At 62.6% G+C, this 26,797-nt stretch carries 30 protein-coding genes and 1 tRNA gene; 16 read left to right on the top strand and 15 right to left on the bottom strand.

The features are described from left to right. Positions 1 to 78 precede the first annotated feature (78 nt). The gene (locus NKJ81_RS19355) at positions 79 to 1,182 is read right to left on the bottom strand and encodes an NADH:flavin oxidoreductase/NADH oxidase (RefSeq protein WP_352474055.1); all 1,104 of its coding nucleotides are present in this window, start codon (positions 1,180 to 1,182) and stop codon (positions 79 to 81) included. Positions 1,183 to 1,335: 153 nt separating this feature from the next. Between NKJ81_RS19355 and NKJ81_RS19350 the strand changes: the two genes are divergently transcribed. Both NKJ81_RS19350 and NKJ81_RS19345 read left to right on the top strand, forming a co-directional pair. Further along, positions 1,336 to 1,914 carry an NUDIX domain-containing protein gene (locus tag NKJ81_RS19350; protein WP_352541399.1) on the top strand — a complete coding sequence of 193 codons (579 nt, stop codon included), beginning with the start codon at positions 1,336 to 1,338 and terminating at the stop codon, positions 1,912 to 1,914. A 48-nt stretch (positions 1,915 to 1,962) separates the two neighbouring features. Beyond that, complete coding sequence (locus NKJ81_RS19345) at positions 1,963 to 2,352, top strand: hypothetical protein (RefSeq protein ID WP_352541398.1); 390 nt, start codon at positions 1,963 to 1,965, stop codon at positions 2,350 to 2,352. 101 nt (positions 2,353 to 2,453) lie between these two features. Here the strand turns inward: NKJ81_RS19345 and NKJ81_RS19340 are convergent. Beyond that, positions 2,454 to 2,542: transfer RNA gene (locus NKJ81_RS19340), tRNA-Leu, on the bottom strand. Between the two features lie 57 nt (positions 2,543 to 2,599). Next, positions 2,600 to 2,932 (bottom strand): tyrosine-type recombinase/integrase, encoded by a 333-nt coding sequence (locus NKJ81_RS19335; protein WP_352541397.1) that lies wholly within the window; start codon positions 2,930 to 2,932, stop codon positions 2,600 to 2,602. Positions 2,933 to 3,281: 349 nt separating this feature from the next. On the opposite strand from NKJ81_RS19335, the gene NKJ81_RS19330 reads away from it, so the two are divergent. The 3 genes from NKJ81_RS19330 to ade all read left to right on the top strand — a co-directional run bounded on the left by NKJ81_RS19330 (position 3,282) and on the right by ade (position 7,286). Beyond that, a complete protein-coding gene (locus tag NKJ81_RS19330) occupies positions 3,282 to 3,764 on the top strand; it encodes a class I SAM-dependent methyltransferase (RefSeq protein WP_352541396.1) in 483 nt (160 codons plus the stop codon). 572 nt (positions 3,765 to 4,336) lie between these two features. Continuing rightward, positions 4,337 to 4,789, top strand: coding sequence for a cupin domain-containing protein (locus NKJ81_RS19325; protein WP_352474063.1), 453 nt, complete (start codon positions 4,337 to 4,339; stop codon positions 4,787 to 4,789). Positions 4,790 to 5,474: 685 nt separating this feature from the next. Beyond that, positions 5,475 to 7,286: an adenine deaminase gene (ade, locus tag NKJ81_RS19320; protein WP_352541395.1), complete on the top strand. Its 1,812-nt coding sequence runs from the start codon at positions 5,475 to 5,477 to the stop codon at positions 7,284 to 7,286. Between the two features lie 140 nt (positions 7,287 to 7,426). On the opposite strand, the gene NKJ81_RS19315 is transcribed toward ade, so the two are convergent. The 3 genes from NKJ81_RS19315 to NKJ81_RS19305 all read right to left on the bottom strand — a co-directional run bounded on the left by NKJ81_RS19315 (position 7,427) and on the right by NKJ81_RS19305 (position 11,295). Beyond that, entirely contained in the window at positions 7,427 to 8,590 is a 1,164-nt protein-coding gene (locus NKJ81_RS19315; RefSeq protein ID WP_352541394.1) for an alpha/beta hydrolase, read from the bottom strand. 132 nt (positions 8,591 to 8,722) lie between these two features. After that, complete coding sequence (locus NKJ81_RS19310) at positions 8,723 to 9,796, bottom strand: alpha/beta hydrolase (RefSeq protein ID WP_352451120.1); 1,074 nt, start codon at positions 9,794 to 9,796, stop codon at positions 8,723 to 8,725. A gap of 104 nt (positions 9,797 to 9,900) precedes the next feature. Further along, a complete protein-coding gene (locus NKJ81_RS19305) occupies positions 9,901 to 11,295 on the bottom strand; it encodes a hypothetical protein (RefSeq protein ID WP_352541393.1) in 1,395 nt (464 codons plus the stop codon). 126 nt (positions 11,296 to 11,421) lie between these two features. Here NKJ81_RS19305 and ilvA point away from each other — a divergent pair, with 126 nt between their 5' ends. Continuing rightward, positions 11,422 to 12,678 carry a threonine ammonia-lyase IlvA gene (ilvA, locus tag NKJ81_RS19300; protein ID WP_352541392.1) on the top strand — a complete coding sequence of 419 codons (1,257 nt, stop codon included), beginning with the start codon at positions 11,422 to 11,424 and terminating at the stop codon, positions 12,676 to 12,678. Continuing rightward, a complete protein-coding gene (locus NKJ81_RS19295) occupies positions 12,675 to 13,247 on the top strand; it encodes a DUF1697 domain-containing protein (protein WP_352541391.1) in 573 nt (190 codons plus the stop codon). The genes ilvA and NKJ81_RS19295 overlap by 4 nt, the downstream gene beginning before the upstream one ends. An 8-nt stretch (positions 13,248 to 13,255) precedes the next feature. Here NKJ81_RS19295 and NKJ81_RS19290 read toward each other — a convergent pair whose 3' ends face one another. After that, positions 13,256 to 13,549: a DUF2218 domain-containing protein gene (locus NKJ81_RS19290; RefSeq protein WP_352472739.1), complete on the bottom strand. Its 294-nt coding sequence runs from the start codon at positions 13,547 to 13,549 to the stop codon at positions 13,256 to 13,258. 78 nt (positions 13,550 to 13,627) lie between these two features. Then, the gene (gene gloA / locus NKJ81_RS19285) at positions 13,628 to 14,068 is read right to left on the bottom strand and encodes a lactoylglutathione lyase (protein WP_352541390.1); all 441 of its coding nucleotides are present in this window, start codon (positions 14,066 to 14,068) and stop codon (positions 13,628 to 13,630) included. Between the two features lie 236 nt (positions 14,069 to 14,304). Here gloA and NKJ81_RS19280 point away from each other — a divergent pair, with 236 nt between their 5' ends. The 4 genes from NKJ81_RS19280 to NKJ81_RS19265 all read left to right on the top strand — a co-directional run bounded on the left by NKJ81_RS19280 (position 14,305) and on the right by NKJ81_RS19265 (position 16,759). Then, on the top strand, positions 14,305 to 14,880 hold the full coding sequence (locus NKJ81_RS19280; RefSeq protein WP_352541457.1) for a cold-shock protein: 576 nt from the start codon (positions 14,305 to 14,307) through the stop codon (positions 14,878 to 14,880). Positions 14,881 to 14,899: 19 nt separating this feature from the next. Then, positions 14,900 to 15,463 (top strand): DUF192 domain-containing protein, encoded by a 564-nt coding sequence (locus tag NKJ81_RS19275; protein ID WP_352458459.1) that lies wholly within the window; start codon positions 14,900 to 14,902, stop codon positions 15,461 to 15,463. 20 nt (positions 15,464 to 15,483) lie between these two features. After that, complete coding sequence (locus NKJ81_RS19270) at positions 15,484 to 16,251, top strand: alpha/beta fold hydrolase (protein WP_352472740.1); 768 nt, start codon at positions 15,484 to 15,486, stop codon at positions 16,249 to 16,251. A 166-nt stretch (positions 16,252 to 16,417) separates the two neighbouring features. Continuing rightward, positions 16,418 to 16,759: a hypothetical protein gene (locus NKJ81_RS19265; protein WP_352501630.1), complete on the top strand. Its 342-nt coding sequence runs from the start codon at positions 16,418 to 16,420 to the stop codon at positions 16,757 to 16,759. A gap of 42 nt (positions 16,760 to 16,801) precedes the next feature. On the opposite strand, the gene NKJ81_RS19260 is transcribed toward NKJ81_RS19265, so the two are convergent. Next, the gene (locus NKJ81_RS19260) at positions 16,802 to 17,416 is read right to left on the bottom strand and encodes an HD domain-containing protein (RefSeq protein WP_352501631.1); all 615 of its coding nucleotides are present in this window, start codon (positions 17,414 to 17,416) and stop codon (positions 16,802 to 16,804) included. Positions 17,417 to 17,575: 159 nt separating this feature from the next. On the opposite strand from NKJ81_RS19260, the gene cysE reads away from it, so the two are divergent. Further along, complete coding sequence (gene cysE / locus NKJ81_RS19255; RefSeq protein WP_023717455.1) at positions 17,576 to 18,424, top strand: serine O-acetyltransferase; 849 nt, start codon at positions 17,576 to 17,578, stop codon at positions 18,422 to 18,424. Between the two features lie 165 nt (positions 18,425 to 18,589). Then, complete coding sequence (locus tag NKJ81_RS19250; protein ID WP_023674799.1) at positions 18,590 to 18,793, top strand: DUF3126 family protein; 204 nt, start codon at positions 18,590 to 18,592, stop codon at positions 18,791 to 18,793. Positions 18,794 to 19,057: 264 nt separating this feature from the next. Here the strand turns inward: NKJ81_RS19250 and NKJ81_RS19245 are convergent, their stop codons facing one another. Then, the gene (locus NKJ81_RS19245) at positions 19,058 to 19,789 is read right to left on the bottom strand and encodes a hypothetical protein (protein ID WP_352541389.1); all 732 of its coding nucleotides are present in this window, start codon (positions 19,787 to 19,789) and stop codon (positions 19,058 to 19,060) included. 118 nt (positions 19,790 to 19,907) lie between these two features. Here NKJ81_RS19245 and NKJ81_RS19240 point away from each other — a divergent pair, with 118 nt between their 5' ends. Beyond that, positions 19,908 to 20,252, top strand: a complete 345-nt coding sequence (locus tag NKJ81_RS19240; protein WP_352541388.1) for a DUF6949 family protein — start codon at positions 19,908 to 19,910, stop codon at positions 20,250 to 20,252. A gap of 18 nt (positions 20,253 to 20,270) precedes the next feature. After that, on the top strand, positions 20,271 to 20,798 hold the full coding sequence (locus tag NKJ81_RS19235) for a gamma carbonic anhydrase family protein (protein WP_352541387.1): 528 nt from the start codon (positions 20,271 to 20,273) through the stop codon (positions 20,796 to 20,798). Positions 20,799 to 20,855: 57 nt separating this feature from the next. On the opposite strand, the gene NKJ81_RS19230 is transcribed toward NKJ81_RS19235, so the two are convergent. Both NKJ81_RS19230 and NKJ81_RS19225 read right to left on the bottom strand, forming a co-directional pair. Beyond that, positions 20,856 to 21,602, bottom strand: coding sequence for an SDR family oxidoreductase (locus tag NKJ81_RS19230; protein ID WP_352541386.1), 747 nt, complete (start codon positions 21,600 to 21,602; stop codon positions 20,856 to 20,858). A 30-nt stretch (positions 21,603 to 21,632) separates the two neighbouring features. Further along, positions 21,633 to 22,820 carry an MFS transporter gene (locus NKJ81_RS19225; RefSeq protein WP_352541385.1) on the bottom strand — a complete coding sequence of 396 codons (1,188 nt, stop codon included), beginning with the start codon at positions 22,818 to 22,820 and terminating at the stop codon, positions 21,633 to 21,635. Between the two features lie 96 nt (positions 22,821 to 22,916). On the opposite strand from NKJ81_RS19225, the gene NKJ81_RS19220 reads away from it, so the two are divergent. Beyond that, complete coding sequence (locus tag NKJ81_RS19220; protein ID WP_352541384.1) at positions 22,917 to 23,813, top strand: LysR family transcriptional regulator; 897 nt, start codon at positions 22,917 to 22,919, stop codon at positions 23,811 to 23,813. 301 nt (positions 23,814 to 24,114) lie between these two features. Here the strand turns inward: NKJ81_RS19220 and NKJ81_RS19215 are convergent, their stop codons facing one another. The 3 genes from NKJ81_RS19215 to NKJ81_RS19205 form a co-directional block, all read right to left on the bottom strand. Then, a complete protein-coding gene (locus NKJ81_RS19215) occupies positions 24,115 to 24,714 on the bottom strand; it encodes a transglutaminase-like cysteine peptidase (protein ID WP_352472794.1) in 600 nt (199 codons plus the stop codon). Positions 24,715 to 25,110: 396 nt separating this feature from the next. Beyond that, positions 25,111 to 25,728 carry a PilZ domain-containing protein gene (locus tag NKJ81_RS19210; protein ID WP_352541383.1) on the bottom strand — a complete coding sequence of 206 codons (618 nt, stop codon included), beginning with the start codon at positions 25,726 to 25,728 and terminating at the stop codon, positions 25,111 to 25,113. 117 nt (positions 25,729 to 25,845) lie between these two features. Further along, complete coding sequence (locus tag NKJ81_RS19205) at positions 25,846 to 26,484, bottom strand: PAS domain-containing protein (RefSeq protein WP_023674809.1); 639 nt, start codon at positions 26,482 to 26,484, stop codon at positions 25,846 to 25,848. Between the last annotated feature and the right edge of the window lie 313 nt (positions 26,485 to 26,797).

Raw genomic sequence — 26,797 nt, 5'->3', positions numbered from 1 at the left:
CGCGGCCCCCGGCCACTCTACACCGGCAGAGGATCCATGCGAAGCTGTGCTGGCCCGTCCAGCGAGACGAACCCGCCGTCAGTTCGCCGCCTTCATCCAGTGCTGCATCGTCGTCACCGAGCGGGCAAGCTGCGGCGCCGGGTGGATTTTTTCACCGAAGGTGGCCGCGGCGCGCCAGCCCCAGCGCGGATCGGCAAGAAAGGCGCGCGCCAGCGCCACCATGTCGGCGCGGCCGTCGGCGACGATCGCCTCGGCCTGTTTCGGATCGTCGATCAGGCCGACGGCCCGCGTCGGGATGCCGACGGCCTTGCGCACCGCTTCGGCCAGATGCACCTGGTAGCCGGGCCCGGAGGGCAGCTTCTGCAAGGGCGAGTTGCCGCCGCTCGAGCAGCAGAGATAGGCGACGCCGGCTTCCTTCAGCGCTTTTGCCACTTCGATCGCATCCTCGACCTCGAAGCCGCCATCGACCCATTCCTTGATCGACAGACGCGCGCCCAGCATCAGCCTGGGCGTCGCCTTCTTTACCGCCTTGGCGATCTCGACGGCGAAACGCATGCGGTTCTCCAGCGAGCCGCCCCAGCGGTCGGTGCGCCGGTTGGACAGCGGCGACAGGAATTGGAAGATCAGATAGCCATGCGCGGCATGCAGCTCGATGAAGTCGAAGCCGGCGCGCTCGGCCCGCCGCGCCGCATCGGCGAAGCGTTCGATGATTTGCAGGATCTCGTCGTCCTCCAGCGCCCGCGGCACCTGCCAGCCGGTGTCGTAGGCGATCGCCGAGGCCGACACGATCGGCCACGGATCCTGATCGGCATGCAGCGGGCCGCCGCCCTCCCAGGGTTTCCGGTTGGACGCCTTGCGGCCGGCATGGGCAAGCTGCGTGCCGAATTTCGTGCCCGGTGCGGCGACACGCTTGGCTGCATCCAGCGTGCGTCGCGCCGCCGCCTCGTTGTCCTCGGAATAAAGGCCGAGACAGCCATGCGAGATGCGGCCGCGCCGTTCGACATCGGTCATCTCGACGGTGACCATGCCGGCGCCGGACATCGCCAGGTTCATCCAGTGATAGAGATGCCAATCGCTGGCCGAGCCGTCCTCGGCCGAATACTGGCACATCGGCGCGACCGCGATGCGGTTGGGGAAGGTGAGGCCGTCGAGGGTGATCGGCTGGAAAAGCGATGAGGTCATAAAAAACTCCGGAGAGGGTTGCCGCTATTTAGGCAGCCGATTGTGCCAGCGCCAGACACGAGACGGTGAACCGGTGCTCTGGACCATTTGGTGGCCCGATTGCACGAACCGCCGTTCGCGGCTACGCCTTGCCGCGGCAGCAGGGAGTCCACCATGGAAGATCGCATTCGCATCCGCTCCGAGGAAGTCCTTTCCGACGAGTGGGCGGTTTTGAAAAAGACCGTCTTCGACTATCGCCGGCGCGACGGCAAATGGGAAACGCACACCCGCCAGACCTACGATCGCGGCGACGGCGCGGTGATCCTGCCTTTCGATCCGGAGCGTTCGACGGTGCTTCTGGTGCGGCAGTTCCGCTACCCGGCCTACGTCACCGGCCACAAGGAGCCGCTGATCGAGGCCTGCGCCGGCCTGCTCGACGAAGACGATCCCGAAACCTGCATCCGCAAGGAGGCCGAGGAGGAACTCGGCTATCGGCTGAAGGACGTGCAGCGGCTGTTTTCGCCCTATATGAGCCCCGGCAGCGTGACCGAGCGGCTCTGGTTCTTCGTCGCCCGCTATTCGCCCGCCGACCGCATTTCCGACGGCGGCGGCGCGCATGACGAAGGCGAAGACATCGAAGTTTTGGAAATGCCGCTCGACGAGGCGCTGGCCGGCATCCACGACGGTCGGATTATCGACGCCAAGACGATTATCCTGATCCAGCATTTGAAGCTGAACCCGATCGGGGGGTGAACGGCTTTGCCGCAACGGGCTGAGATGCAGCTGAAAGGGAACAGATCTATGATTATCAAAAACTTGCCGAAGTGGTTGGGTGCGACTTCGATGGCTGTCTTTCTCCTGGCATCGATTACCCCGTCACACGCTGAATCCTATTCCAACCTGCAAAGCAAAGGATACAAGACCGGCAAGCTGTCGCGAGGTGCATCAGGCTCGCTGGGCTGGTTCGTGTCCAACGGCGAGAAAAAATACTTCTGCAGAATGCGAGCGGCGCGAGCCTATATCGGCACTACAGGGATGGTCGCTTTTACTGCCGCCGGTCGGCAAATCTCGTTGGACAGGGAAGTCTACGAAAAATACGCCGGATTTGATGCATCCATTCCGCAGCTTTCAGACCTGAAGGCTGGTAAGCTCAACAAGCAAGCTGTCGGTAATTGCGGTCCCGCAAAGTGAACCGCCCTTAAGCTGTCTTGGCAAATCCAAATCTGGTGCGGACGACGGGAATCGAACCCGTACGATCGGAGATCGAGGGATTTTAAGTCCGTTGCGAGGGTTGGTGTGGGCGACGGGATTTGAACCCGTAAGTGCTTGAAACACCGGCAGATTTTAAGTCTGCTGCGTATACCAGTTCCGCCACGCCCACCTCCCACATTGTGGGGAAATCCCACCAGTCTCCCACATGGTTTCCCACACGGTCGGCCTAGGATTTGCCGTTCACTACCACGAGCCTCGGAGCCGCGCCACCTTCGAGCGCCGTGAGGTTGTCGAGCAGATGGTTCGGCGCAAGGTGGGCGTAGTTCAGGGTGGTCTGGATCGACTTTTGACCCATCCAGATTTGGACGCGCCGGATGTCGATGCCACGGATGATCTGCCACGAGCAGCACGTATGCCGCGTTGTGTAGACCACGGTGTCGGACAGTCCTGGGATGTGTTCGCGGATGCTGCGCCACACCTCTATGACCTCCCACTTGCCGATGTCGCAGAGGTCGCTGTGCTGCATCAGACGATGGATGCCCTTGCGGTTCTGAGCCATCAGGCGACTGCCGAGAGATCGTGGTCGTGATGCGTTAATGGGGTTGGCTGGACTAGCTTTGAAGGCGATGTCCTAAACACCGTCCTCTCCTACTCCAATGCGAGCGCCTAGTTTCCCGCAAGTTGAGATCAGCAAGGCGCCTCGCAGCGCCCTTGAACGTGGTGTCCATGATGTTTTTCTGTGTTTTTGTGGGGGGCAGGCTTTTCTTGGCCACGACTTATGAATAGTAGAAGGTAACGAGCGCTATATTTCGGCGATCTCTAATTTAGGAGTATATGATTTGTGGTGGTCAAGGTTCAAAAGAGGTTTTGCAGGAACATGGGAGGATAGACTGGACGGGATATTCTCATTGGAGATCGACTATGCTGGGAAATCCATTCTCGATGTTGGCTGCAATATGGGTGTTGTCGCCTATGAGATCTCCAAGCTGAAACCCAGTTCGATCCACGGGATCGACATTGCCAAGCCGCATATCGAGACTGCAAAGATGTTGTTGAGTGGCTCCCCGGTACATGCCAGGTTCGATCGCCTAAACCTCGGCAGCCGGCGCCTCGGCAATATCCTTCTACCGAAATACGATATCGTCCTGCTGCTGGCCGTCTATCAGCACATGCAGCGCAACATCGGCCCAGGCAAGGCGCGAAGGGTGCTTTCCAATATTGTGAGGCGCACCTCGAACGTCGTTGCCCGCGTTCCGCCTGGAACGGATGGCGAATTCATCGAAACGCTTTCTGACGAGGGGTTCCAGGTTAAGAGCACTCACACATCGCCTCTTGGCAGTCATGTGCTGGTGCTTGAGAAACCGCCTCACGCACCTCTAAGATTGTGCTGATTTAATTCGATTTCCTCTTCTGGAGCCAGCCTTGGCGTAGTTGTCTAACTCGTCGTCGGTGCCGGCCTGCAGATTCATGTGGATTGGTTTGGCCATGAACGTCGGTTCTCTTTTTCCCACACGATTCCCACAACGGCGTGTTTCCCACAAAATCCGTTGCACGAATGGAGAGATTAAAATGAAATGAAAAACCCCGGCGCAAACCGGGGAATTACAAGCCTTGAGGGGTTAGTTGCGAGGGTGCAAAGGACTAGGACGGGATTTTAAGTCCCTTGCGTCTACCAATTCCGCCACGTCCGCAGGCCAGTCCTGTTCAGATGCCGGGCAGGGGCCGTCAAGCCGTCTTCTTCCGTAGAGAAATCTGGAAGCTAGCGAGGCCGATCACCTACAGTGATACAAACAAAATCGTTTCACCTGGAAATGTTTTTAGCGGCAGCTTCCGCGGCTATCGCGAATGCGCGTCCCCCGTTCGCAGGATGCGTTCGGGCGCTCTGCCCTGATAGACTCCAATTGGCAAGTGGATCGGCGCGCCGATACTCGACGCCGTCCTCTACAGACACTGGGAGATTGTCATGCTCAAGCTTGCCTCTGCCCTGGCACTGCTGCTTGTTGGGACGGCGCCTCTGTTTGCCGATGAGATGCCGATGAACGCCAAAGACATCAAATGGGGTCCTGCTCCTGCTGTCATTCCCGCCGGCGCGGAAATGGCTGTTGTCGCTGGAGATCCCTCAAAGGACGGCGCTTTTGTGCTGCGGTTGAAGACACCTGCGGGCTACAAAATTGCCGCACATAATCATCCCACCACGGAATACGTAACGGTGCTTTCCGGCAACTTCCATATTGGAATGGGCGATAAGTTCGACGAGGCGAAAGGCGTCGAACTGACTGCTGGCGGCTTCGGCGTCGCGCCGGCCGGAATGAATCACTTCGCCTGGACGACAAGCGATACGATCATCCAGGTTCATGGCGAGGGGCCATTCAAGATCACCTACGTCAACCCGGCAGACGATCCGAGCAAGAAGTGACAGTTCGGGATCGAATTGAGTGAACCGGCTGAAGGCTCGGAACGAGTGCGTCGAACTCCGCCACCGTCGATTCAGAAGGATCCTCTAACGAGACGAAAGCTGATTGGCCGCAACGGAATCGCATTCCGCCTGGGCCATTTGCCATGAATGGCGCAATAACAAAAACCCGCCTCGGGAGGCGGGTCGTTGGAGCCAATTGGCACCATACCCAAATTAGTAGCATAGCTGCCGGCACAAAGCAAGAACAAAGTTGCTGCGGCCCGGCAAAAAAATGCCCTTGGCGATTGGCGAAGGCCATGGCGCATCGATCTCCCTCCTAGAGGGGGAGATGGCCGGCAGGCCAGAGGGGGTCGTCGCGCGTGGATAGGCGACCCCTCTGTCGCCTTCGGCGACATCTCCCCCTCGAGGGCAGGGCTATCGCAGATGGAACGCCGAGGCTTTCGCTCTACGACGTACCCCACCCCTAACCCCTCCCCACAAGGGGGAGGGAGACTTCCGTTGGCGCTGACCTCGGCAAATTTGCCTGCCTTTCGGCGCCAAAAGGGGAAGTAAGGGCGCGCGGCAGCATTCCCTCCCCCTTGTGGGTCCTCGAGGGGGGAGATCTGCAACTTCGCCGTCCGCGCTTACTTCCTCGCTGGTCAAAATCCTCGCGGCTTGGCACAGTCGGGCAAAGAGGAGCCTGTTGATGCCGAAGACCGCCAATGCGACGAAACCAAAACCCTGGGCTGAGATGGCGACGCATCTGGTCGATGTCGCTATGGGTCGCAAACCCGCCGATCTCGTCATCCGCAACGGGCGCTGGGTCAACGTCCATTCGGGCGAGATCATCGCCGGCACCGACATTGCCATTGCCGGCGGCCGCTTTGCCTATTGCGGGCCGAACGCCGGCCATGCCATCGGCCAGGGCACTAAGGTGGTCGATGCCGGCGGCCGCTATCTGGTGCCGGGGCTTTGCGACGCGCATATGCATGTCGAGAGCGGCATGGTGACGGTGACGGAATTCTGCCGCGCGGTGATCCCGCATGGCACAACTTCGATGTTCATCGATCCGCATGAGATCGCCAACGTGCTCGGCCTGCCGGGCGTGCGGCTGATGCATGACGAGGCCGTCGCCATGCCGGTCAATGTACTCGTGCAGATGCCGTCCTGCGTGCCTTCGGCACCGGGGCTGGAGCATGCCGGCGCCGAACTGACCGTCGCCGACGTTGCCGAAGCGATGAGCTGGGAAAACATCATCGGGCTCGGCGAGGTGATGAATTTTCCCGGCGTCGCCGCCAACGATCCGGTGATGTCGGGCGAGATCGCCGCGACGGTGAGGGCCGGCAAGACGGTCGGCGGGCATTATGCCTCGCGCGATCTCGGCCTGCCGTTCCACGGCTATGTCGCCGGCGGCCCCGAGGACGATCACGAAGGCACGCGCGCCGAGGACGCCATCGCGCGCGTCCGCCAGGGCATGAAGGCGATGCTGCGGCTGGGCTCGGCCTGGTACGACGTGGCCTCGCAGATCAAGGCGGTGACCGAGAGCGGCCTCGACCCGCGCAACTTCATCCTGTGCACCGACGACAGCCACTCCGGCACGCTGGTGCACGAAGGCCATATGGACCGGGTCGTGCGCCACGCCATCAGCCAGGGCTTGAAGCCGGTGACGGCGATCCAGATGGCGACGCTCAACACCGCCCAGCATTTCCGGCTGGAGCGCGAGATCGGCTCGATCGCGCCGGGACGGCTCGCCGATCTGCTGATCGTCTCCGACCTCGCCGAAATGACCATCGACGAGGTCTATGGCCGCGGCGTCAGGCTGGCCAAGGGCGGCAAGCTCGAAATCGACATTCCGGCCTACGACTATCCGAAGACGGCGAAGAACACCGTCAAGCTCGGCAGGAAGCTCAAGCCCGGCGACTTCGACATCGCCGCACCCATGGGCGCCAACGAGGTGCGGGTGCGCGTCATCGGCGTGATCGAGAATCAGGCGCCGACGCGGGCGCTGGAGGCCGATCTTGCCGTCGAGGACGGGCTGGTCGCCATGGACCGCCGCAACGATGTCTGCCAGATCGCGCTGGTCGAGCGCCACAAGGGCACCGGCGGCGTCACCAACGCCTTCGTCTCCGGCTTCGGCTATATCGGCGATTGCGCCATGGCGTCGAGCGTGGCCCACGATGCCCACCACATCATCGTCGTCGGCACCAACAAGCAGGATATGGCTCTGGCCGTGAACCGGCTGGGCGAGGTCGGCGGCGGCGTCGTGCTGTTTTCCAACGGCAAGGAGCTGGCGCTGGTCGAAATGCGGATCGCCGGGCTGATGTCGGACGAGCGCGCCGAAATCGTCGCCGCCAAGGCCGACAAGCTCAGCGACGCCATGCGGCAGATGGGCTGCTCGCTCAACAACGCCTACATGCAGCACTCGCTGCTGGCGCTGGTCGTCATCCCCGAGCTCAGAATTTCCGACGTCGGCCTGATTGACGTGACAACTTTTCAGAAGGTTGATTTGTTCGTTTGAAGAATCATTGAACCCTGGAGGGACAGCGCCCGGACAGCGCCCCCTCTGTCCGGCAGGACAGAGGGGGGCGCGAAGGATCGCTGCAGAGCGTTTTTGTTGACAGCTGCCAATCACCGGCGCGTTTGGCAGCAGAGGTCGGCTCACCCGCCGGTGGCGATGGTCAGCACTTTGAACGGCGTGGTGATGACGATTTCGGCGACCGAGCCGACGGCCTTGCCGAGGCCCTGGCCGAGATTGTCGAGCTGGGCCGGCGCGGTCTCTTCGGAGGCGAGGCCGGCCGGGGCGCGCAGGCGGTCGCCGAGCAGCTGCACCAGGAACGGGTTGTCGGCGAATTTGGCGTGGTTCAGCCGGTCGCCGCCCTTGGTCTTGGTCAGGTCGACCACCGAGACGCCATAGCTGGCGAGGTCGGCCGCGTCGCCATAGTCGCCGACGCGTGGCTTGTCGCCGGAGATCAGGGTCGACAGCCTGAGCGCCCGGTCGTCGCCCGAAAGCAGCACGGCGAACGGCTTGTCGGGCTTGCCGTAGCGGTTCATCTGCTTCTTGAACACGTCGACGTCGATATCGGGTGAGGCCAGGATGACGTAGCCGAGCTTGCCGCCGAGGTCGCGGTCGCCGGTGATGGCAAGCTGGCGCAACGCTTCCATGGTCACCCAGGTCCCCATCGAATGGGCAATGATGTCGATGCTCTTGGCGCGGCTCTTGGCGAGCATGCGCAGCGTCGCTTCGAGATCGTCGCGCGCCGCATTGGCGCTTTCCTTGTCGTAGATGTAGCCGGTCGTCTTGCCGCTCGACGCCCACGAAAACAGCACCGGCGTGCCTGGGTATTTCGTGTCGTGCGCGATCTGCGTCAGCCGGTAGATACCGTCATCGAAGCCGTTGTTGAAGCCGTGCACGAAAACCAGCGCGCGGTCGCCGCGCATGGCGATGTCGGCGCCGACCGCCTTGGCGAATTGCGGCGCGCCTTCGTAGAAGGTGACGCCGGTCGCCGTGAAATCCTTCGCCGGATTGCTGTTGGCCGAGCCCTTGACCCGCTCGATGGCGCCGAGCTGGTGGATTTTGGGCACCGTCACCTCGACGCTGGCAAAGCTGGTGGTCGGCGAACGGTCGCCGTCGAACACCTGCCGGGGCTCTTTCATTGCCTTTTGCCGGGTTGTGGCGACGAAGATCCTGTGCGTCGCCGCAATGTCCGAAGCAGGCACGATGATCGTCGTCTTGTTGAGCAGATCGTGCGTGTTCTGGCCGGCGCAGCCGGTAACCGCGAGCGCGAACGCAACGACGAGAAAGATCTTCGAAGGCACGATCACGCGGGCTCCCGCAAAGGCGACGTCGAGCCGGAGACGTCTTGGCCTATTCGATAGAGGCAGAGGCCGGCACGGTCCAGTTCAAACTGTTCCGATGGTGCGGCAATGGTCAACGGTCGCTGCCGCGCAATGCAGCTATTGTCCGACCGAGGCGATGCGGTCTGTCACCTCGCGGTCGCTGGCAAACCCGTCATCCTCGCGCAGCTTCTGGCCGATCAACTGCACCAATTCCGGATTATCGGCGAATTTGGTGTGGTTGAAGCGGTCGGTTCCCTTGACGCTGGAGAGATCGACGACCGACACGCCATAGCTGGCGAGGTCGGCGGCGTTCTTGTAGTCGCCGACGCGCGGCCGCGCACCGGCGATCAGGCCGGAGAGCCGCAGCGCCCGGTCGTCGTCGGAGAGCAGCAGGATGAACGGCTTGTCCGGCTTGCCGTAGCGGCGCATCTGGCTCTTGAACACGTCGACGTCGATGTCGGGCGAGGCCAGCACGACGTCGCCGAGCTTGCCGCCCAGATCACGGTCGCCGGTGATGGCGAGCTGGCGCAACGCCTCCATGGTAACCCAGGTCCCCAGCGAATGGGCAACGATGTCGATGCGTCGCGCGCCGGTCTGCGCCAGCATTCTCAACGTCACTTCCAGCTGGTCGCGGGCAACGCTGGCGCTTTCCTTGTCGTAGACGTAGTCGGTGGTCTTGGCGCCCGACGCCCAGGAAAACAGCACCGGCGTGCCCGGATAGCCGGAATCATGGGTGATCTGGGTGACGCGGTAGACTGCGTCGTCGAAGCCGGTGTTGTAGCCGTGGACGAAGACCATGACACGGCCGCCGCGCGCCGCGATGTCGGCGCTGAGGGCGCTGGAGAATTTCGGCTGGGTGTCGTAGCCGACGACCTCGGAAGCCATGAAGTATTTGGCCGGATCGTCCGACTTGCCGCGCGAGCGCCGCTCGATCTGGCCTGTCTTGTGAATGCCGGGGACGGTGACGTTGACGCGGGCATAGTTCAGCGTCGCCGAACGCTCGCCGTCGAAGACCTTGTTGGGATCGTCGGAGCGCTTGCGCGTCGTGGCGATGAAGATCGAGTGATTGCCGGCGATTTCCGTCACCGGCACTGCCATCATGGCGCTGCCGAGCAGTTCCTCGGTTTGGCGGCCGCCGCAGCCGGCGAGCAGCGCGGCAAGGACAATGATGCAAATCGTCTTCAAGGGCACTTAAGCAATTCCACTCTGGCCTGACCAAAGGCCCATCCACCTCCGCCGCACCTCCCGGACAGGCGAAGTGCGGCAGAAGTAAGTCGCAGGCGCCCGAAATGCGCTCAGCGCCGCGCGACTGCCATCGCACTGTTGCGCGAAAGCCAGAACGGCGGCAGGAACGCCGGAATGTTGGAAAACGGCAGCACTTCCGGCTTCAGTCTTATGCCAAGCACGTCGCGCATGAAGGCGCGGCGCGCCTCGATGCGGCGCCAGGCTTCGGGATAGCGCGCCGCGATCTCTTCGCGCAGCGCCTCGTCGGCCAGCGCGATGCCGTCCTCGATGTTTGTGGTGAAATAATCGGTGCCGGTCGCCGGGATGATGTCGACCTGCAACGCCATGCCCGACTTCAATCTGATGTCGGAGCCGGAAAATACCGGCGAATGCATCCATTCGTCGATATGGATGAGATGGCCGGGGTTGAGCGCTACGCCGAAGAACCGATCGCCGATGCGCTCGTGCACCGCTTGCCACAACGCGCCGCCGGGAACGCCGATGCCGACCGTCTCGTACCAGTCGACGACGGCGCAGAAATAGGGCGCGACCAGCTTCTCGACATAGTCCTGGATGCCCCTCGGAAGCTCGGCCGCGTCCTCGACCAGAAAACCGGCGCGGGCATTGAGCGAGCCCTGGATGCCATAGGCCATGGTGATCGGGTCGCCGCGCTTGATGACGTCAAGACGCGGGCTCGGCAGGCCATAGGCCGCCCGCCTGCCGGCCGACAGCATCGGGTGGCAGCATTGCGGCAGGCCGTTGATGCCCATCAGCCGCGCCGCCTGCAATTCGGTCATGCCGGGTTCGATGCCTTGCAGGACATTGCGCAGGCCTTGCGAGGAATAGGTCGCGGCGAATTCGAACGCGGCCAGTTGGTCGGCCTCGTTGATGGCGCGCAGGCCGTCGGCAGGGTTCATCAAAAGGTTCGCCGCGTTGATGATCACGCCCCTATCGCCGGCAAGGCTGCGCAGCGTGTCGGCGATGAAGGACGGCAGGTCGAGCGTCGTTTCGCCAAAACCCGCATCGCCGGGGCCGAACGGCTTCCAGCCGATGGCGCCGATGCGCTGGCCGGCTTTCAGGCCGCAACCGACGAGGATGTCGGCCAGCGCTTGCGAGCGGTCGCGCGGCTGCGCCGGCAGCGAAAACGTCTGGTAGAGCACGCGCTCGTACGGCCCGTCGCAGATCTCGGCATAGCCCCAGCCCTCATTGCCGACCAGCAGTTTCGGCGGCTTGCCGGGAACGATGACCAGCAGCGTCTCCTCGAAGCGCGGATCGTAGCCGCAGAGGTAGGCGACATTGGCCGCATGTTCGCGGTCGCCATAGACGACGAAGGCATCGAACCCGCCGCGCGCGACCAGTGCCGCTATGCGGGCCTCATAGGTGGCGCGCGTAACCAGCGGCATCACCGTCGGCTCGCCGAACTCCGGCAGCGACACGGTTTTCTGGGCCACCGATGCGACAGGCATGAACACACGCTCCTAACGGCCAACGAGGTTTTGGGAACACCCTTTCGGGTGGCCGGACAATGGCTTCGCGAGGCCGGATATGCAATAGCGGGACCGAATTCGCCTAGCCTGTGGGGTGCTCCAGCCATGACCAGTTTCTCCTCTCGCGTCGCTGCCGCCGCTGCCGCGATCCGCGAGATCTTTCCGGAGACGCCGCTGCAGGAAAACGACTATCTGTCGAAGAAGACCGGCGCGCGGGTGCTGCTGAAGCGCGAGGACCTGACGCCGGTGCGCTCCTACAAGATCCGGGGCGCCTTCAACTTCTTCCGCAAGACGCTCGCCGCCGGCAACGCTGCCGAGCTGTTTGTCTGCGCCTCGGCCGGCAATCATGCGCAGGGCTTTGCCTTCGTCTGCCGCCATTTCGGCAAGAAGGGCGTCGTCTTCATGCCGGTGACCACGCCGCAGCAGAAGATCGACAAGACGCGGCTGTTCGGCGGCGCGTTCGTCGAGATCAGGCTGGTCGGCGATTTCTTCGACGACTGCTACCGCGCGGCACTTGAATTCACCGAAACTGCCGGCGCCCACATGGTGCCGCCGTTCGACCACAAGGACATCATCGAAGGGCAGGCGACCGTCGCCTATGAGATATCAGGCCAGATGCCCGGCGCGCGCATGGCTGATATCGTCATGCTGCCGGTCGGCGGCGGCGGCCTGGCCGCCGGCGTCACCCATTATTTCGCCGACCAGCACCGCGAAACGCGCTTCGTCTTTTGCGAGCCGGCCGGCGCCCCGAGTTTGAGCGAGAGCCTTGCCGCCGGAAAGCGGATCAAGCTCGCCAAGGTCGACAATTTCGTCGACGGCGCAGCAGTGGCCGAGATCGGCCGCGAGCCGTTGCGCCACCTGAAGGAGTTTGCCACCGACACCGTGCGGCTGATCCCGGAAAACCGGCTCTGCGCGACCATGATCGAAATGCTCAATGTCGAAGGCGTCGTGCTCGAGCCGGCCGGCGCGCTGGCGATCGATGCGCTCAAGGATTTTTCCAGGAAGGAAATCAGGGGCAAGACCATCGTTGCCGTGGTGTCGGGCGGCAATTTCGATTTCGAGCGGCTGCCGGATGTGAAGGAACGGGCGCTGCGGTTCGAGGGCTTGAAGAAATACTTCATCATCCGCTTCCCGCAACGGCCCGGCGCGCTGCGCGATTTCCTCGAATTGCTGGGTCCCGACGACGATATCGCCCGCTTCGAATATCTGAAGAAATCGGCGCGCAATTTCGGTTCGGTGCTGATCGGCATCGAAACCAAGGACCGCCGCAATTTCGACCTGCTCAAGGCGAATTTCGACGCCGAGAGCGTCCATTACCAGGACATCACGGACAACGAGACGCTCGCCGGGTTCATCATATGAGCAGCAACGATCTTCCGAACGCTCCGGCGAAGGATTTTATCGCGCTGTTTTCCGGCATCAATGTCGGCGGCAACCGCATCGTTAAGATGGCGGAACTCAGGTCATTTTTGGAGCAGCTCGGCTTCTCCGATGTCGCCACCTATGTGCAGAGCGGCAACGCCGTGTTCCGGTCGCCAGATGGCGATGGGGCGACGCTGACCAAGCGGTTGGAAGCGGAATTCGAGAAGAAATGGGGGTTCCATTCACGCATCATGGTGCGCGATCTCGGCTGGCTCGAGCGGCTGGCGGCGGACAATCCCTATCCGGAAGTGGCCGGCGAGCCGACCAAGCTGCATGCCTATGCGCTGGAGCGCCGGCCGACCGCCGAGGAGGTCGCCCGGCTGGCGGAAAAATGCACCGGGCCAGAACGCTTCGAGATCAAGGGCGACGTGCTCTACCTGCATGCGCCTGACGGGCTCGGCAAATCCGTGTTTGCCAATCAAATTCCGCGCGTTCTGAAGGTGCCGGGCACGGCGCGCAATTGGCGCACCGTGCTGATGCTGCTGGACATGGCCAAGGCCGGCGGTTGACAGGTCGTCTACGCGGTCGGAGCGCGTTTCCAGTCGAATGCCAGCTCTTCACGGAAGGCGAAGCGCTTGATGTGCTCGGCGACGACCGTTTCCAGGCGCTCGAGCGACCCGGCTTCATCGGTCGTCACGGCAATGTGCAGCGCAGCCGGGTCGGCATCGAGAACCGTGCGGCCGAGCGTCAGATCGATGGTGCCGTGGTTCGGGTCGAATTCGACGGGGAACTTGTGCGCCCAATGTTTGCACAGCTGCTGCAGATAGCGGCTGGCGTGTTCGGTGGCGACGTCGACATGGCTGGCCGGCATGAATGAATTCTCCTTGGGAATGCGGACGCGAAAACCGAACCAGGGCCCGCCTGCGTCCGTTCAAGATGGCGTGATCGGTTACCAGCTGCCGGTGTTCGGCATCGACGCCCACGGCTCGGCCTTCGGCTTGGCCGGACCTTTCTGCAACAGCTCGATCGAGATGCCGTCCGGCGATTTGACGAACGCCATGTTGCCGTCGCGCGGCGGCCGGTTGATGGTAACGCCCTTGTCCATCAGCCGCTGACAGGTGGCGTAGATGTCGTCGACCTCATAGGCGAGATGGCCGAAATTGCGGCCGCCCTTGTAGTCTTCCGGGTCCCAATTGTAGGTCAGCTCGACCAGCGGCGCTTTCTCGCTGATGCCGCTTTGCTCGTCTTCGGGGGCGGCAAGGAAGATCAGCGTGTAGCGGCCTTGCTCGTTTTCATGGCGGCGCACTTCCTTGAGGCCAAGCTTGTTGCAGTAGAAATCGAGCGAAGCATCGATGTCGGCGACACGGACCATGGTGTGCAGATAGCGCATGATTTCCTCCTTATGTTGCGTTGCGGCGCAACATAGGGGCGGCCCGGCCAAAGGGCAATTGGCCACGCTTGCCGGCGCCGGCAAACGGCAAATCCGCTATTCCTGTACGGAACCGTGAAAAAAGGCACGTCAGGTCTTGCACACACCGGAAGCCGCGGTGTTAATCTGACACCAAGAATCAGTTGCGGTGTTTGTTGAAAAAAGGGGGCGTTCTTATGGGGGAAAAGGCCTCTTTCATGGGGCGGGACGGGGCCGGTAACGATGCGTTGAAGCGGGATGAGAGCGCCGATACGGCCGATCTCATCGAAATCGCCGGCGCCATCAAATGGTTCGACGTGGCCAAGGGCTACGGTTTCATCCTTCCCGATGATGGTACTTCGGGCGACATCCTCCTCCATGTGACATGCCTTCGAAAGGACGGTTTTCAGACCGCCCTGGAAGGCGCCCGTGTCGTCTGCCTGGTCAAGCAGGGCGAGCGCGGGTTGCAGGCCTTCCGCGTGCTCTCGATGGATGTCACCACGGCGGTGCATCCGGCGGAGCTGCAGGAGCAGCGCACCCATGTCGCGGTGACGCCGGAAAGCGGCCTCGAACGGGCGCTGGTCAAATGGTTCAACCGCACCAAGGGGTTCGGCTTTCTGACCCGGGGCGAGGGCACCGAGGACATTTTCGTCCACATGGAGACGCTGCGCCGCTACGGCATCACCGAACTCCGGCCGGGCCAGGTGGTGCTGGTCCGCTTCGGACGCGGCGACAAAGGCCTTATGGCTGCCGAAATTCACCCCGATATGGGTACCTTGCCGGTCTCGCATTAGTTCCGGCCGAGGATTTCATATGGCTCACAGCAACCGGCTGACGGCGGGCGCGCTCTGCGCCGGGATTTTCCTCATCGTCGCCGCAAGTGCGTTCTTCTATTTTCAGCAACCGAGTTCCGCCGACGGCAAGGCGATGATCCTTCCCGTCGACCCGGCGCCGCTGGTCGCGGTGACGAAGGCCGGCGAGCGTTCTTTTTCCGTGGAAATCGCCGACACGCCCGCCGAGCGCGAAGCCGGGCTGATGTTCCGCCGGCACATGGCCGACAATCACGGCATGCTGTTCGTGTTCGGCGCGCCGCAGGATGTGAGTTTCTGGATGAAGAACACGCCGATGCCGCTCGACCTGATCTTCGTCGGACAGGACGGCCGGATCCGGGCGATCGAGCAAGGCGAGCCGCAGTCGGAGGCGATCATCTCGCCGGACGAACCGGTGCGCTTCGTGCTCGAGCTCAAGGCGGGCACGGCCGCCAAAAAGGGCATTAAGGACGGCGACCTGCTGCGCCATCCGGCCATCGGCACGGCGCCGGGGCCGGCCATGCCGCCGCCCGACAAGGGCGATGCGCCGAGTGTCGATTCCGACTGAGCGGGCAGGATCTTCAGCCGATGCAGTTCTTCTCACATGACGGTTTCGACCTTGCTTTCCTTGACCGCCAGCCGGCATCGGGGCAGGGCGATCCGGTGCTGATGATCCACGGCTTTGCCTCGAGCCATTACGTCAACTGGGTGTCACCCGGCTGGTTCAAGACGCTGAACGACGCCGGCTATCGTGCGATCGCCTTCGATAATCGCGGCCATGGCTCGTCGTCGAAGAGCTATGACGAAGCTGACTACACGCCGGCAAAAATGGCGTCGGACGCGGCAGCGCTTTTGAACCATCTCGGCATCGAACGCGCTCATGTCATGGGTTACTCGATGGGCGCGCGCATATCGGCCTTCCTGGCGCTCTCCGACCCGGATAAGGTGGCGACGCTGGTCTTCGGCGGTCTCGGCATCGGCATGGTCGACGGCGTCGGCGACTGGGATCCGATAGCCAACGCCCTTCTGGCCGACGATCCGTCAGGCACCAGCGATCCGCGCGGCCGCTCGTTCCGCGCCTTCGCCGATCAGACCCGCAGCGATCGCCGCGCGCTCGCCGCCTGCATCGCCACCTCGCGCGAATTGCTGAGCGAGGCCGACATTGCCCGCATTGCCCAGCCGACCTTGATTGCGGTGGGAACCAAGGACGACATCGGCGGCTCGCCGGATGAACTCGCCGCCCTGATGCCGAACGCCAGGGCTTTTCACATCGAAGGCCGCGACCATATGCTGGCGGTCGGCGACAAGACCTTCAAGCAGCGCGTGCTGGAGTTTTATGCCGAGCATCGGTTTTGATGGATGGCTGCCCAAAAGCGGCCATTGGGCCTGAAGCTGGGGTTCTTAGCGGTTTTGCAACGATACGGGAGTAACTAAGCGTGACGCGTGGATCGGTTCAAACCCGCCACGCGCTGAACGAGGGGCAGGGGGTACGATGGCACAATGGGGAAGAAGCGACGCCGCTTTGCTGGGCGTCGTTGCGAAAAGCAGGTTCGGCGAATGGTCCGTTGTTCTAGCGCTGGCTGCATTGGTGGCAGGCGCGATGGCGATCACCGCGTTGATGGCAATGCCGAGCGACGCGTCCGTGCTTATCCAGCACAGTGTGACAGGCTTCTTCATGGCGGTATTTTTCCTGGTCGGGCCATTGGCGCATCTTACCGGCGCGGTCTTCGGGCTGATGGCGCTGGGTCGTCCAAACGACAATCGTTTGCTCGGCCTGGCTGGCATCGTGGTCAACGGCGCGTCGCTTGCCGCCGGGGTGTTTATGCTGTGGGCCATGGCATCGACCATAGGCGCGTTTACGTGATTTCGGGCAGATCTTCCGGACGCAAGTGGCCGACGCGTCGGGCTACGATCGGCGCGGGCTGTGCCCCAGCGCCCTGAGCGAGCGCGCCATGTTATGCCGTGCCTGGGTTTCGAAGCGCCGGCGGAATTCCTCGCTGTGGAAGATATGCGGACGCGCGAGGAAGCCCTCTAGCACTGCGGCACGGCCGGCCCGCCACATCGGCTCATCGACCCACTTATATTCGCGGCGGACCGCCTGTTCATAAGCGTCGAACGCCTCGGGCGCAGCACCCAGGATCGCCAGGTCCATGTCGAGGAACAGCGCCGCGTCGCGAACCGAATGCTGGTCGCCAAGGGGCGGCAATTCGTGGCCGGCGGTGGCAGTGATCATCGCGGCGATGTGGCCGAGGCGTTGTGCATCGGCGCGACCGGCGAGCTTTTCCTCGGCAAGTGCGGCACTCCTCGCCTCATTGTCGTTGGCGCGGCTGTCGTAGATCGCGTCGTGAAACCAGATCGCTGCCTCGACTGCTTCAGGATCATGCAGCAACGCCTTGTAATCATTGGCCAGTGCCAGCATCGCCTCGATGTGGCCAAGGTCGTGGTAGTGGCGATCTTCGGCCTCATAGAGCGCGGAAAGCTCGCGCTTCAGGGTCTCGTCCATCAAGGTTGCGTTTTCCATGGCTGCTTGAAATTCCGCCAACCAAATCCATTTCACGAAGCACTAAGGAAAATTGAGTTCACCCGTGCTATGATCTGGCTTATAGGTGCGGCCGGAGAATAGGCAAGCCGCCAACCGAGACATTGGATGGCCGAGACATTGGATGGCCGGAGACATCAGATGAACAGCGTTACGATTTCCCGTCCCACCAGGGTGCAGCCGGTAGATCCGATCTGGCGTTCGATCCGCGACGAAGCGATGGAAGCGGTCAACCGCGATCCGCTGCTGGCGGCGTTCCTCTATTCGACCATCCTCAATCAGGAAAACCTGGAAGAAGCGGTCATTCACCGGCTGGCCGAGCGCCTCGCCCACCAGGACATCGGCTCCGACCTCATCCGCCAGACGTTCAAGGCGATGGCGGCCGACGACAAGGACTGGTCGACGACGGTGCGCGTCGATATCCAGGCCTATTACGACCGTGATCCGGCATGCGACCGCTTCATCATGCCGGTGCTCTACTTCAAGGGTTTTCACGCCATCCAGACGCACCGGCTGGCGCATTGGCTGTGGAACCAGGGCCGTCAGGACTTCGCGCTGTATTTGCAGAGCCGGTCGTCCTCGGTGTTCCAGACCGACATCAATCCGGCTGCCCGCATCGGCAAGGGCATCTTCCTCGACCACGCCACCGGCCTCGTCGTCGGCCAGACGGCGGTGATCGAGGACGACGTGTCAATCCTGCACGGCGTGACGCTGGGCGGCACCGGCAAAGCCGGCGGCGACCGCCATCCCAAGATCCGCTACGGCGTGCTGATCGGCGCCGGCGCCAAGATCCTCGGCAACATCGAGATCGGCCATTGCTCGAAGATCGCGGCCGGCTCGGTGGTGCTGTCGCCGGTACCGCACAACAAGACGGTTGCCGGCGTGCCGGCCCGCGTCGTCGGCGAGACCGGCTGCGACCAGCCTTCGCGGCAGATGGACCAGCTGTTGCCATCGCAGACGATGGACCACGTCGTCAGCTTCGACATCTGAGTGCTCGGGCAGGGGCTTGTCGCGTCGGATCAACTGTCGATGTCGGCGCCGCAGCGCAAACCTGAGGCGATTGCCCGTGTTCTCTCGCCGGCTTGCCTTTACATGGCCATTGTCGACGTGCCAGAAGCGCGCTCAAACGAAGAAGCCGACGATCGGAGAAGACTGTTGAAGCCGGACGAAATCAGAAAGCTGGACGCCTATTTCAAGCGCACCTTCCAGAACCCTAAACTCGAAGTGAAGGCGCGGCCGCGCAAGGAAGATTCGGCCGAGGTCTATGTCGGCGACGAGTTCCTCGGCATCGTCTTCAAGGACGAGGACGATGGGGACTATAATTTCTCGATGGCGATCCTCGACATCGATCTGGCCTGAGCTGGGAGTTTAGCTGGCCGCTACGCCTCAAGTGCTGCGGCGGTACGGAACCTTGCAGGACGCCGGTGGGACAGCGCCCCCTCTGGCCTGCCGGCCATCTCCCCCACGAAGGGGGAGATTGGCAGCCTCGGCGCTGCGCTCTTCCTGCAACATTGGAGATTGGCGAAAGCCAAGATGACGGCCGATCTCCCCCCTCGTGGGGGAGATGTCCGGTAGGACAGAGAGGGGCGCGAAGGATCGCTACGGAACGGCTCGTTTCGTTGCTTATCGCCCGGTCTTCTGCACACGCGCTGCTTCGGCAGAAATCGCCGCGTCGAGCCCCTGCCAGTCGCCAAGGAATCCCCGGGGGAAGCGGTAGGTGAGGCTGAGATTGTCGCCGACCAGGATGTCGCGTTCGCAGGGCGCCAGCGATTCGTCCGCGCTCGGGCCGCTCAGGCAGCGTGCGACGAACGGATCCTTGCCGGGGCGATCGGCGACCGCCAGCACTTCGTTGAGATAGCCTGATTTTTCGCTGAAGGCGTAAAGCGTGGTGCCGCCAGGGCCGGGCGTACCCGGCTTGGCGATCAGCGCGCTGTAGATCGGCGCGAAGCGGCCGCTCATGTCGCGCGACATCATCTGCGGCTCGAACGACAGGAAGACGATGTCCTTGCTGGGTCCGGTGTGGTTGAAGTCGTTGCGGGCAGCCTCGCTGTAGCCGTCCATCTCGGGATAGCGCAGATAGAGGTCGAGTCGCGAGGCGATGCCGTCGCGCCGGGCCTGGGCAAAGCGGATGACATTGGCCGGCACGGCAATGACGTTGTTGCCGATGACGACCCTGTGGACCGTGGTGTCGTCGGTGTACCCGGCCATGGCGATCGAGCGGCCGAACCATTTGCCGCCGAGGCTGATCGCCACCGAAACCAGCGCCAGCGTCGCGAATGCATAAAACACCCGCCTCATCAGCGTCGAATCGACGACGCTGAGTTGCGGGCCCTCAGTGGCGGCTGCCTGCTTCATCGCGACCCTCGTTTGCCGTCCAACGGGTGTGCCTGAACGGCACATCTCGACGCGGCACGGCTCTTGCTTCGCAGCTTTGCGGGCGACTGTGCAATTTCATGGTAAACGGAGGGTAAAGATGGGCCCGGTCGAACAAATCATATTCAGTTTTATGGCTGGGCTGACGGCTTGCGGCCTGGCCGGATCGGCGATGGAGCTGATCGCCGGCCGCAGGCTTGCCTTCGTCCAACCCTATGTATCGTCGAAGCAAATGCTGCGCTCGCTCGCCGCGACGGCTTGCGCCGGGCCGCTGATGTTTGCCAACGAGGCGCTGGACGCCTGGCGCGAGCGTCGCATCTCGGTGCTGGGGCTGATCTCCTGCGGCTGTACGGCGACCATCTGGGCGCTGGCGCTGGGGATGGTGGTGATCGCCATTGCGTCCTGGGCGGCTTCGCTTCTAGGGTCTGGCAGCTTGTCGGTGTGAGACGATCTGGAGACAGCAATGCCGATCTACGCGATTGACGGAAAAGCGCCCGCCTTCGAGGACGCCGACAGCAACTGGATCGCGCCCGACGCCACGCTGATTGGCAATATCAGGATCGGCCGCAATGCCGGCTTCTGGTTCGGCGTCGTCGTCCGCGGCGACGACGAGCCGATCGTCGTCGGCGCCGACACAAACGTGCAGGAGCACACAATCATGCACACCGACGCCGGCTTTCCGCTGACCGTCGGCCAAGGCTGCACGATCGGCCACCGTGCCTTGCTGCACGGATGCACGATCGGCGACAACAGCCTGATCGGCATGGGCGCCATCGTGCTGAATGGGGCGAAGATCGGCAACAACTCGCTGGTCGGTGCCGGCGCGCTGGTCACCGAACGCAAGCAATTTCCCGACAATTCGCTGATCGTCGGCTCGCCCGCGCGCGTCGTCAGGATGCTCGACGAGGACGCAGTCGCCAGGCTGCGCGCCTCGGCCGCGCATTATGTGGCAAACGGCAGGCGGTTCAGGGCGGGGCTGAAGAAGGTCTAGCCGACCCGGAAATGGCGGAGCCGCGCCTTGAGATACCGAAGCATAACCCCTTCCAAGTCAAACCGGCTGGGCGGTCGGCCGGAACAAGATCTCGTTGATATCGACGTCGTCGGGCTCGTTGATCGCGAAGGCGACCGTTCGGGCAAACGTATCTGGCCCCACGGCGATCTTGCTCACGAAGTCCCTGGTCCCCTGCTGGATATCCTTCTCGCTGATATGCTCGAGCAACTCTGTGCTGACAGCGCCCGGCGAGATCACCGTGGTGCGGATATTGTAGGGTTTCACCTCTTTCCGCAGACCCTCGGATAGCGCACGCACCGCGAACTTGGTGGCGCAATAGACCGCCGCACCCGGGTCGACCACATGGCCGTATACGGACGAGACATTGATAATGTGCCCCGATCGCTGCTCCTTCATGTACGGAAGCGCGGCCGCGATGCCGTAAAGGACGCCCTTGATGTTGACGTCGATCATCCGGTCCCATTCGTCGACCTTGAGCCGTTCGAGCGGGGCCAACGGCATGAGGCCCGCATTGTTGAGCATCACGTCGATGCGGCCGAATTCCCGGACCGCCGTGTTCACCAGGTTCTGGACCTGGCCGGCGTCGGTGACGTCCGTAGTAACGGCCTTGGCTTTGTGCCCAGCGGCGGTCAGTTCCTGGACAAGGGCGTCGATGCGGTGTGACCGCCGTGCACCCAGGACCACGGAAGCGCCTCGTGCGGCAAGATGGCGTGCCGTCGCTTCACCGAGGCCGCTGCTGGCACCGGTGATGACGACGACCTTGTTCTCGATTCCTTCGGACATGAGATTCTCCTTGACAAGAATTGAAAGAGTTCAGGTGCGGGGGCCGGCCGAGGCGGCGAGCAAGGCCGATCCCGTGAGCAGGACGGCGGCGAGAAGGAAGGCGCTCCACCAGCCGGCCACGTCGAACAGCAGGCCTCCTGCAATAGCGCCGCCTGCGATCGCGAACTGGATCAGGGCGACCTGGAGTCCGCCCCCGGCCTCCAGGTCTTCAGGGATGAGCGTGCTCATCCAGGTGTTCCACGCCACCGGGATCGGGGTAGCGAACAGTCCCCAAAGAACCAGCAGGCCGGCCGTGGCGCGTGCAAACGGTCCAAAGGCAATCAGCAGTAGAGCGAAGACCGCGAGTGCACTCGGCAGCCCGATCAGCACGGCTGTGAGGTGCCGCCGGAGTATGAAGCCGACAATCGACAGTCCCGCCACGCCACCGAGGCCGACGCCCAATAGAGCCAGTGAGAGGGTGTTGACCTCAAGGCCCGTCACGTTTTCCAGAAACGGCCGCAGATAGATCGAGAGCGCGTTCTGCCCGATGAAAGCGAGCCCGGTCGCGCCCATGCCGATGGCGAATCTGCGATTCCGCAGCAGGCCGAACATGCTCGACACCGAGGCGATCTCTATCGGCGGCATCTTCGGGAGAACGGCCAACTGCCACACGAGCGCCGCAAGGCCGATGGGGACAGTGACGAAAAACGTTCCCCGCCATCCGATCAGCGATCCGAGGAAGCTGCCAACGGGCGCGGCGATCACCAATGCGAAGGCAGTGCCACCCTGGAGCAAGGCAATGGCCTTGGGCAGGTCGGGTCCCGCGGCCAGGCGGGCCAGAATGGCCGTCGACAGTGACCAGAAACCGCCGATCGCGATGCCCACCAGCGCCCGCCCGGCCAGGAAGACCAGGAAGTTGGGAGCAAGCGCCACCGCCAGGCTCGATGCGGCCAGCACTGCCGTATAGACCAGAACCACCGTCCGTCGATCGACGTTTCGCAACAGCGAGTTGCCGAAGAGGCTGGTAACCACGGCGAAGAATCCGGATACCGCGATTGCCTGGCCTGCCTGACCCTCGGAGACGGCCAGATCCTGAGCGATCGGGGTGAGCAGGCTCACCGGGAGGAACTCCAGTCCGACCAGAAGGAAGGTCAGCAGCGACAGGCAGACCACCGCAGACCATGGGGTCGTCCCGCTGTCAGCAGCAGTGGCCCCGTCCAGCACGAAATCGATGGTCATAAGGCAGTCTCCTGTCCGTTCCCGAACTAAGTAGTCGGGCTGGCCAAATGCGACTAGCGGGTATAATTTTGATGTGGTTGTGAATGAGGCTCATCAATGCCACGCGACGAGTTCGCCGAAATGCGCGCGTTCCTGGAGATCACCCGGACGCGGAGCTTCACCCGAGCAGCCGCCAAGCTCGGGGTCACTCCTTCGGCCCTTAGCCACACCATCAAGTCGCTGGAGTCGCGGCTTGGCGTCCGTCTTCTGTCTCGCACCACGCGCGACGTGGCCCCGACGGCGGCCGGTCAACGCCTCAAGGAAGGCATCGAACCGCATTTCGAAGGCATCGCGGCTGAGGTCAGCGCTCTCGGCGTCCTTCGCGACAGGCCGTCCGGCAACATTCGCCTGGTGTGCACCGATGATTCGGTCGACATTGTCTTCCGCGCCCGGCTGCCAAAGTTCCTGAGCGACTTCCCCGATATCAATGTCGAGTTGGTGGTCGACAACGCCTTCACCAACATCGTCGAGCGCCAGTTCGATGCCGGCGTGCGTCTGGGCGAGTCCATTGCCCGGGATATGGTAGCCGTGCGCATCGGAGCCGACGTGACCTACACTGTGGTCGGCTCACCCCATTACTTCGCCCACCGGACACCGCCGGAGACGCCGCAGGAGCTGACCGACCATAACTGCATCAACTACCGGCTGCCGACGTCAGGATCGGTCTATGCCTGGGAATTGCGGGAAGGAGCGCGCGAGTTCAATGCTCGGGTCGAGGGACAACTGACGCTTAACAATATGGGGCCGGCGATCCAGGCCGCGCTTGACGGAGTGGGCTTGGCCTATCTGCCGCGCGAACTCGTCCTTCCACACATTGAGAGTGGCCTTCTCCAGGAAGTCCTCACCAAATGGTGCCCAACGTTCCAGGGTTACCACCTGTACTATCCAAGCCGGCGCCATCCCTCTCCGGCGTTTTCCGCCTTTGTCGACGCGTTCCGTATCAGGGGCAAGTAACAGCGTTTCGACGGCAAACGGGAGCTCGTATCCCACAAACGATCGTGAGACAGCTTGGATGACGAAGCGCAGTTGGAGGCAAAGCCGAGATAACTTTATCGAGATGCGTTCCGCCAGAAATGGTGGAGCCGGCCCGGGGACGGGGCCGGCTCCTTAAACCCGGTCGTTGGGGACGGGGAGGGTGGGGACTCGACCGGGTTTCTCCTAAAGCGCGAAGTCATGCGACGCACTTAACCTCTGCTCTATGCATGTCGTTATCCCAAAACCGCTACGCGCTTTTGGGCGACATGCCTTGGCGTCCTCAGCGGACGCTGGCGACCGCGTCGGAGCGGCCGTCGTTGATCGTCACCCAGGCGCCGGAATTCCGCTCGGACTGGCGCTTCAGGTAGGTGTAGCCGGTATTGGTCCAGGACAGCACCTTGGGCTGGAGATTGTCGAGGATGAACTCGCCAAGGCTGGTGCGCACGGTCAGCACCGCATGGCCGTCGCCATTGCGCTGGCGCACCACCGTCATCAGCAGATCGCCGGCCGGCACGCCGATGCTCATCAGCTCGCGGCGCTTTTCCAGCGCATAGTCCTCGCAGTCGCCGAAGCCGCTATTGGGAAAGGACCAGACTTCCTCCTTGCCCCACATCTCCATGTCGGTGCGCGGCGCGACCCTGCTGTTGACCGAATTGTTGACCTTGACAATCGTCGTCCACAGCTTGCGGGTCAGCTCGACGGGTGCCCGGCCAGGCGTCCTCTGATTGCATTCCTGCGGAAGCTGCTGGCACAATTCGTAGTGTCCGACCGGCTGCGTGGTGCGGCCGCCGGTGTGCATGAAGGCCGGCTCCGCCGCGTTTACAGTCCCCCAACCGAAAAGCTGCATCGCTATTGCCGCCAGCAACAGCTTGCCCCTCATCCTGTTCATTATTCAGTCTCCCCGTTTGAGGAGACAATGACACGGCTGGATTTATTTGACGCAAAAGCGCGAAGTAGACATTAAGTAAAACGCCAATAGAATAAACATAAAATTTGACACAATTGAATATAGAATTGTTAGGGTGCCCTTTGGGTGCATCCGCGACAGCGGGACAGCGCCCCCCTCTGTCCTGCCGGACATCTCCCCCACAAGCGGGGAGATTGGCAGTTCCGGCGTCCCGCTCATTCCTGCGACGCTTGAGATTGGTGAAAGCCGTTTTGAAAGCCGATCTCCCCCTCGTGGGGGAGATGCCAAGTGGTGGCAAAGAGGGCAAGACAGAGGGGGGCGCGAAGGATCGCCAGCCTCTCTCTTCCCTATAGTGCTGACGCTTCCGCGTCAGCCGCGCGACGAGCTGAATTCGGTATCGAGCGTTTCCGGCCGCTGGATGACGGCGAACTCGATGGCGACGCCATCTTCGAAATGCCGCACTATCTGGCCGCGCATGGTGCCCAGCGTCACCTGGACGCCGATGGCCGGCTTGACGTCGATCTCGATCGCCGCGCCAGACAGCGACAGGTCGATGATGCGGCACTGGTACTGGCGCCCGTCGGCAAGCTGCAGCACGCTCGTCGGGTTGCGCGGTGCGACGCGTTCATGGCGGCGGTCTTCCGGCAGGTCGAGCTCGTGCTTGTTGGCAAGCCAGGTCAGTTGCGCGGCGAGCTTGTCCCTCTTGCGGTCCGACGCGATGACGGTCATCGCAAAGCCATCCTGCAAAGTGCGGGTGATGACGCCTTCGATGCGGCCGATGTGATCGATATAGGCAATGACCTTTTCGCCAGCCAGGCCGGCGCGCTCGGTGCGCAGCGCGACGTTGCCGGGCGACATGTCGACCACCTGGCAGGGATGTTCGGTGCGGTCTTCGAGCATGAAACGTCCGTAAATTTTCACGCGGACGCGCTGAAAGTTACGCCTTTCAGCTTGGGACGGCGCATGGTCGACCGCCGCTGACCTCATCACTGCCATACCCCGTTCGGCATTCCGCGCATGGATGCGGGGAATTTCAGCGGAAAACTACAACAAAGCAGGTTAACAAAGGGGAAAGCCCGGCGCTGTTGCTTTAAGCTTTGGGCATCATTCCTCGCGTCCGCCGTCGAAGACGACCAGGTGACGGATGCGGCGGGCCTGGCCGAGCGCCGAAATCGTCTCGGGCGGGTCGAATTCCGACGGGGCGAGCGAGGGAACCTCTATCGCCGGCCGGTTCCCCGGGAACATCGGCTCCTTGTCGGGATCGACGACGCGGATCGAATCGATCAGCGCGTCGAGAACCGGGTCGGCGCCCAGCCAGAAGGGCTTTTCGACGGCACTTATAACACCGAGGCAACGCGGGCTCTCGACACCGCCGTCGAGCGGCAGCGCGAGCAGCTCGAACCTGTTGGAACGGCCGCTGCGGCTGAAACCCTCGTAGGTGATGAGCACCACCGATTTCAGGTCGAAGACGCCATCGGTCAGCTTCGAGATCAGCCGCTGGTCCTTCTCGCGCCACAGCGAAGGGAATGAAAACCCCTTGAGTTCGCGGCCATAGACCGCGCAGAGCCTGGTGCCGGCGAGCCGGAACACCGCTTCGCCGCGCGTGTCCTTTTCCAGGATGAACGTGTCGGCCAGCAGCGACTTGATGTCGGCGGGTTCGACTTCCGAGCGCTTCGGGGCAGGGCGTCCGTCACGCAACCGGTTCCAATAATGGAACAGCGTGATCGATCCGGTCTGGTTCATGCTAATGCTGCTCCGCGCATTCTGTCTTCTGATGTCCCATCGGTGAACAGAAGGGCGCCCTCCGAAGACCTACATGCGTTGCGGAGCAGGATGCGTGCCAGCATCGTTAATACTTGTTCACGGGTCGGGGCGGTTAAGGTTAACAACTGGTTTACGTTGCGCGCCGGCCAGGCCTGTGGCACACCAAAACCACTCCAGAAGCGGTTGTTTTGCGACGATCGGCAGCACTTCAGTCAAGAGTTCAGGGGGAGCAAGGGGGCTCGACCAGCCGTTCAAGGGAAACCTTGGACGGCTTCTTTTTTTGATTCGGGGC

It is taken from the genome of Mesorhizobium sp. M0018 (assembly GCF_040323955.1).
Taxonomy (GTDB): domain Bacteria; phylum Pseudomonadota; class Alphaproteobacteria; order Rhizobiales; family Rhizobiaceae; genus Mesorhizobium.
This window is presented reverse-complemented; position numbering and strand designations above follow the sequence as displayed.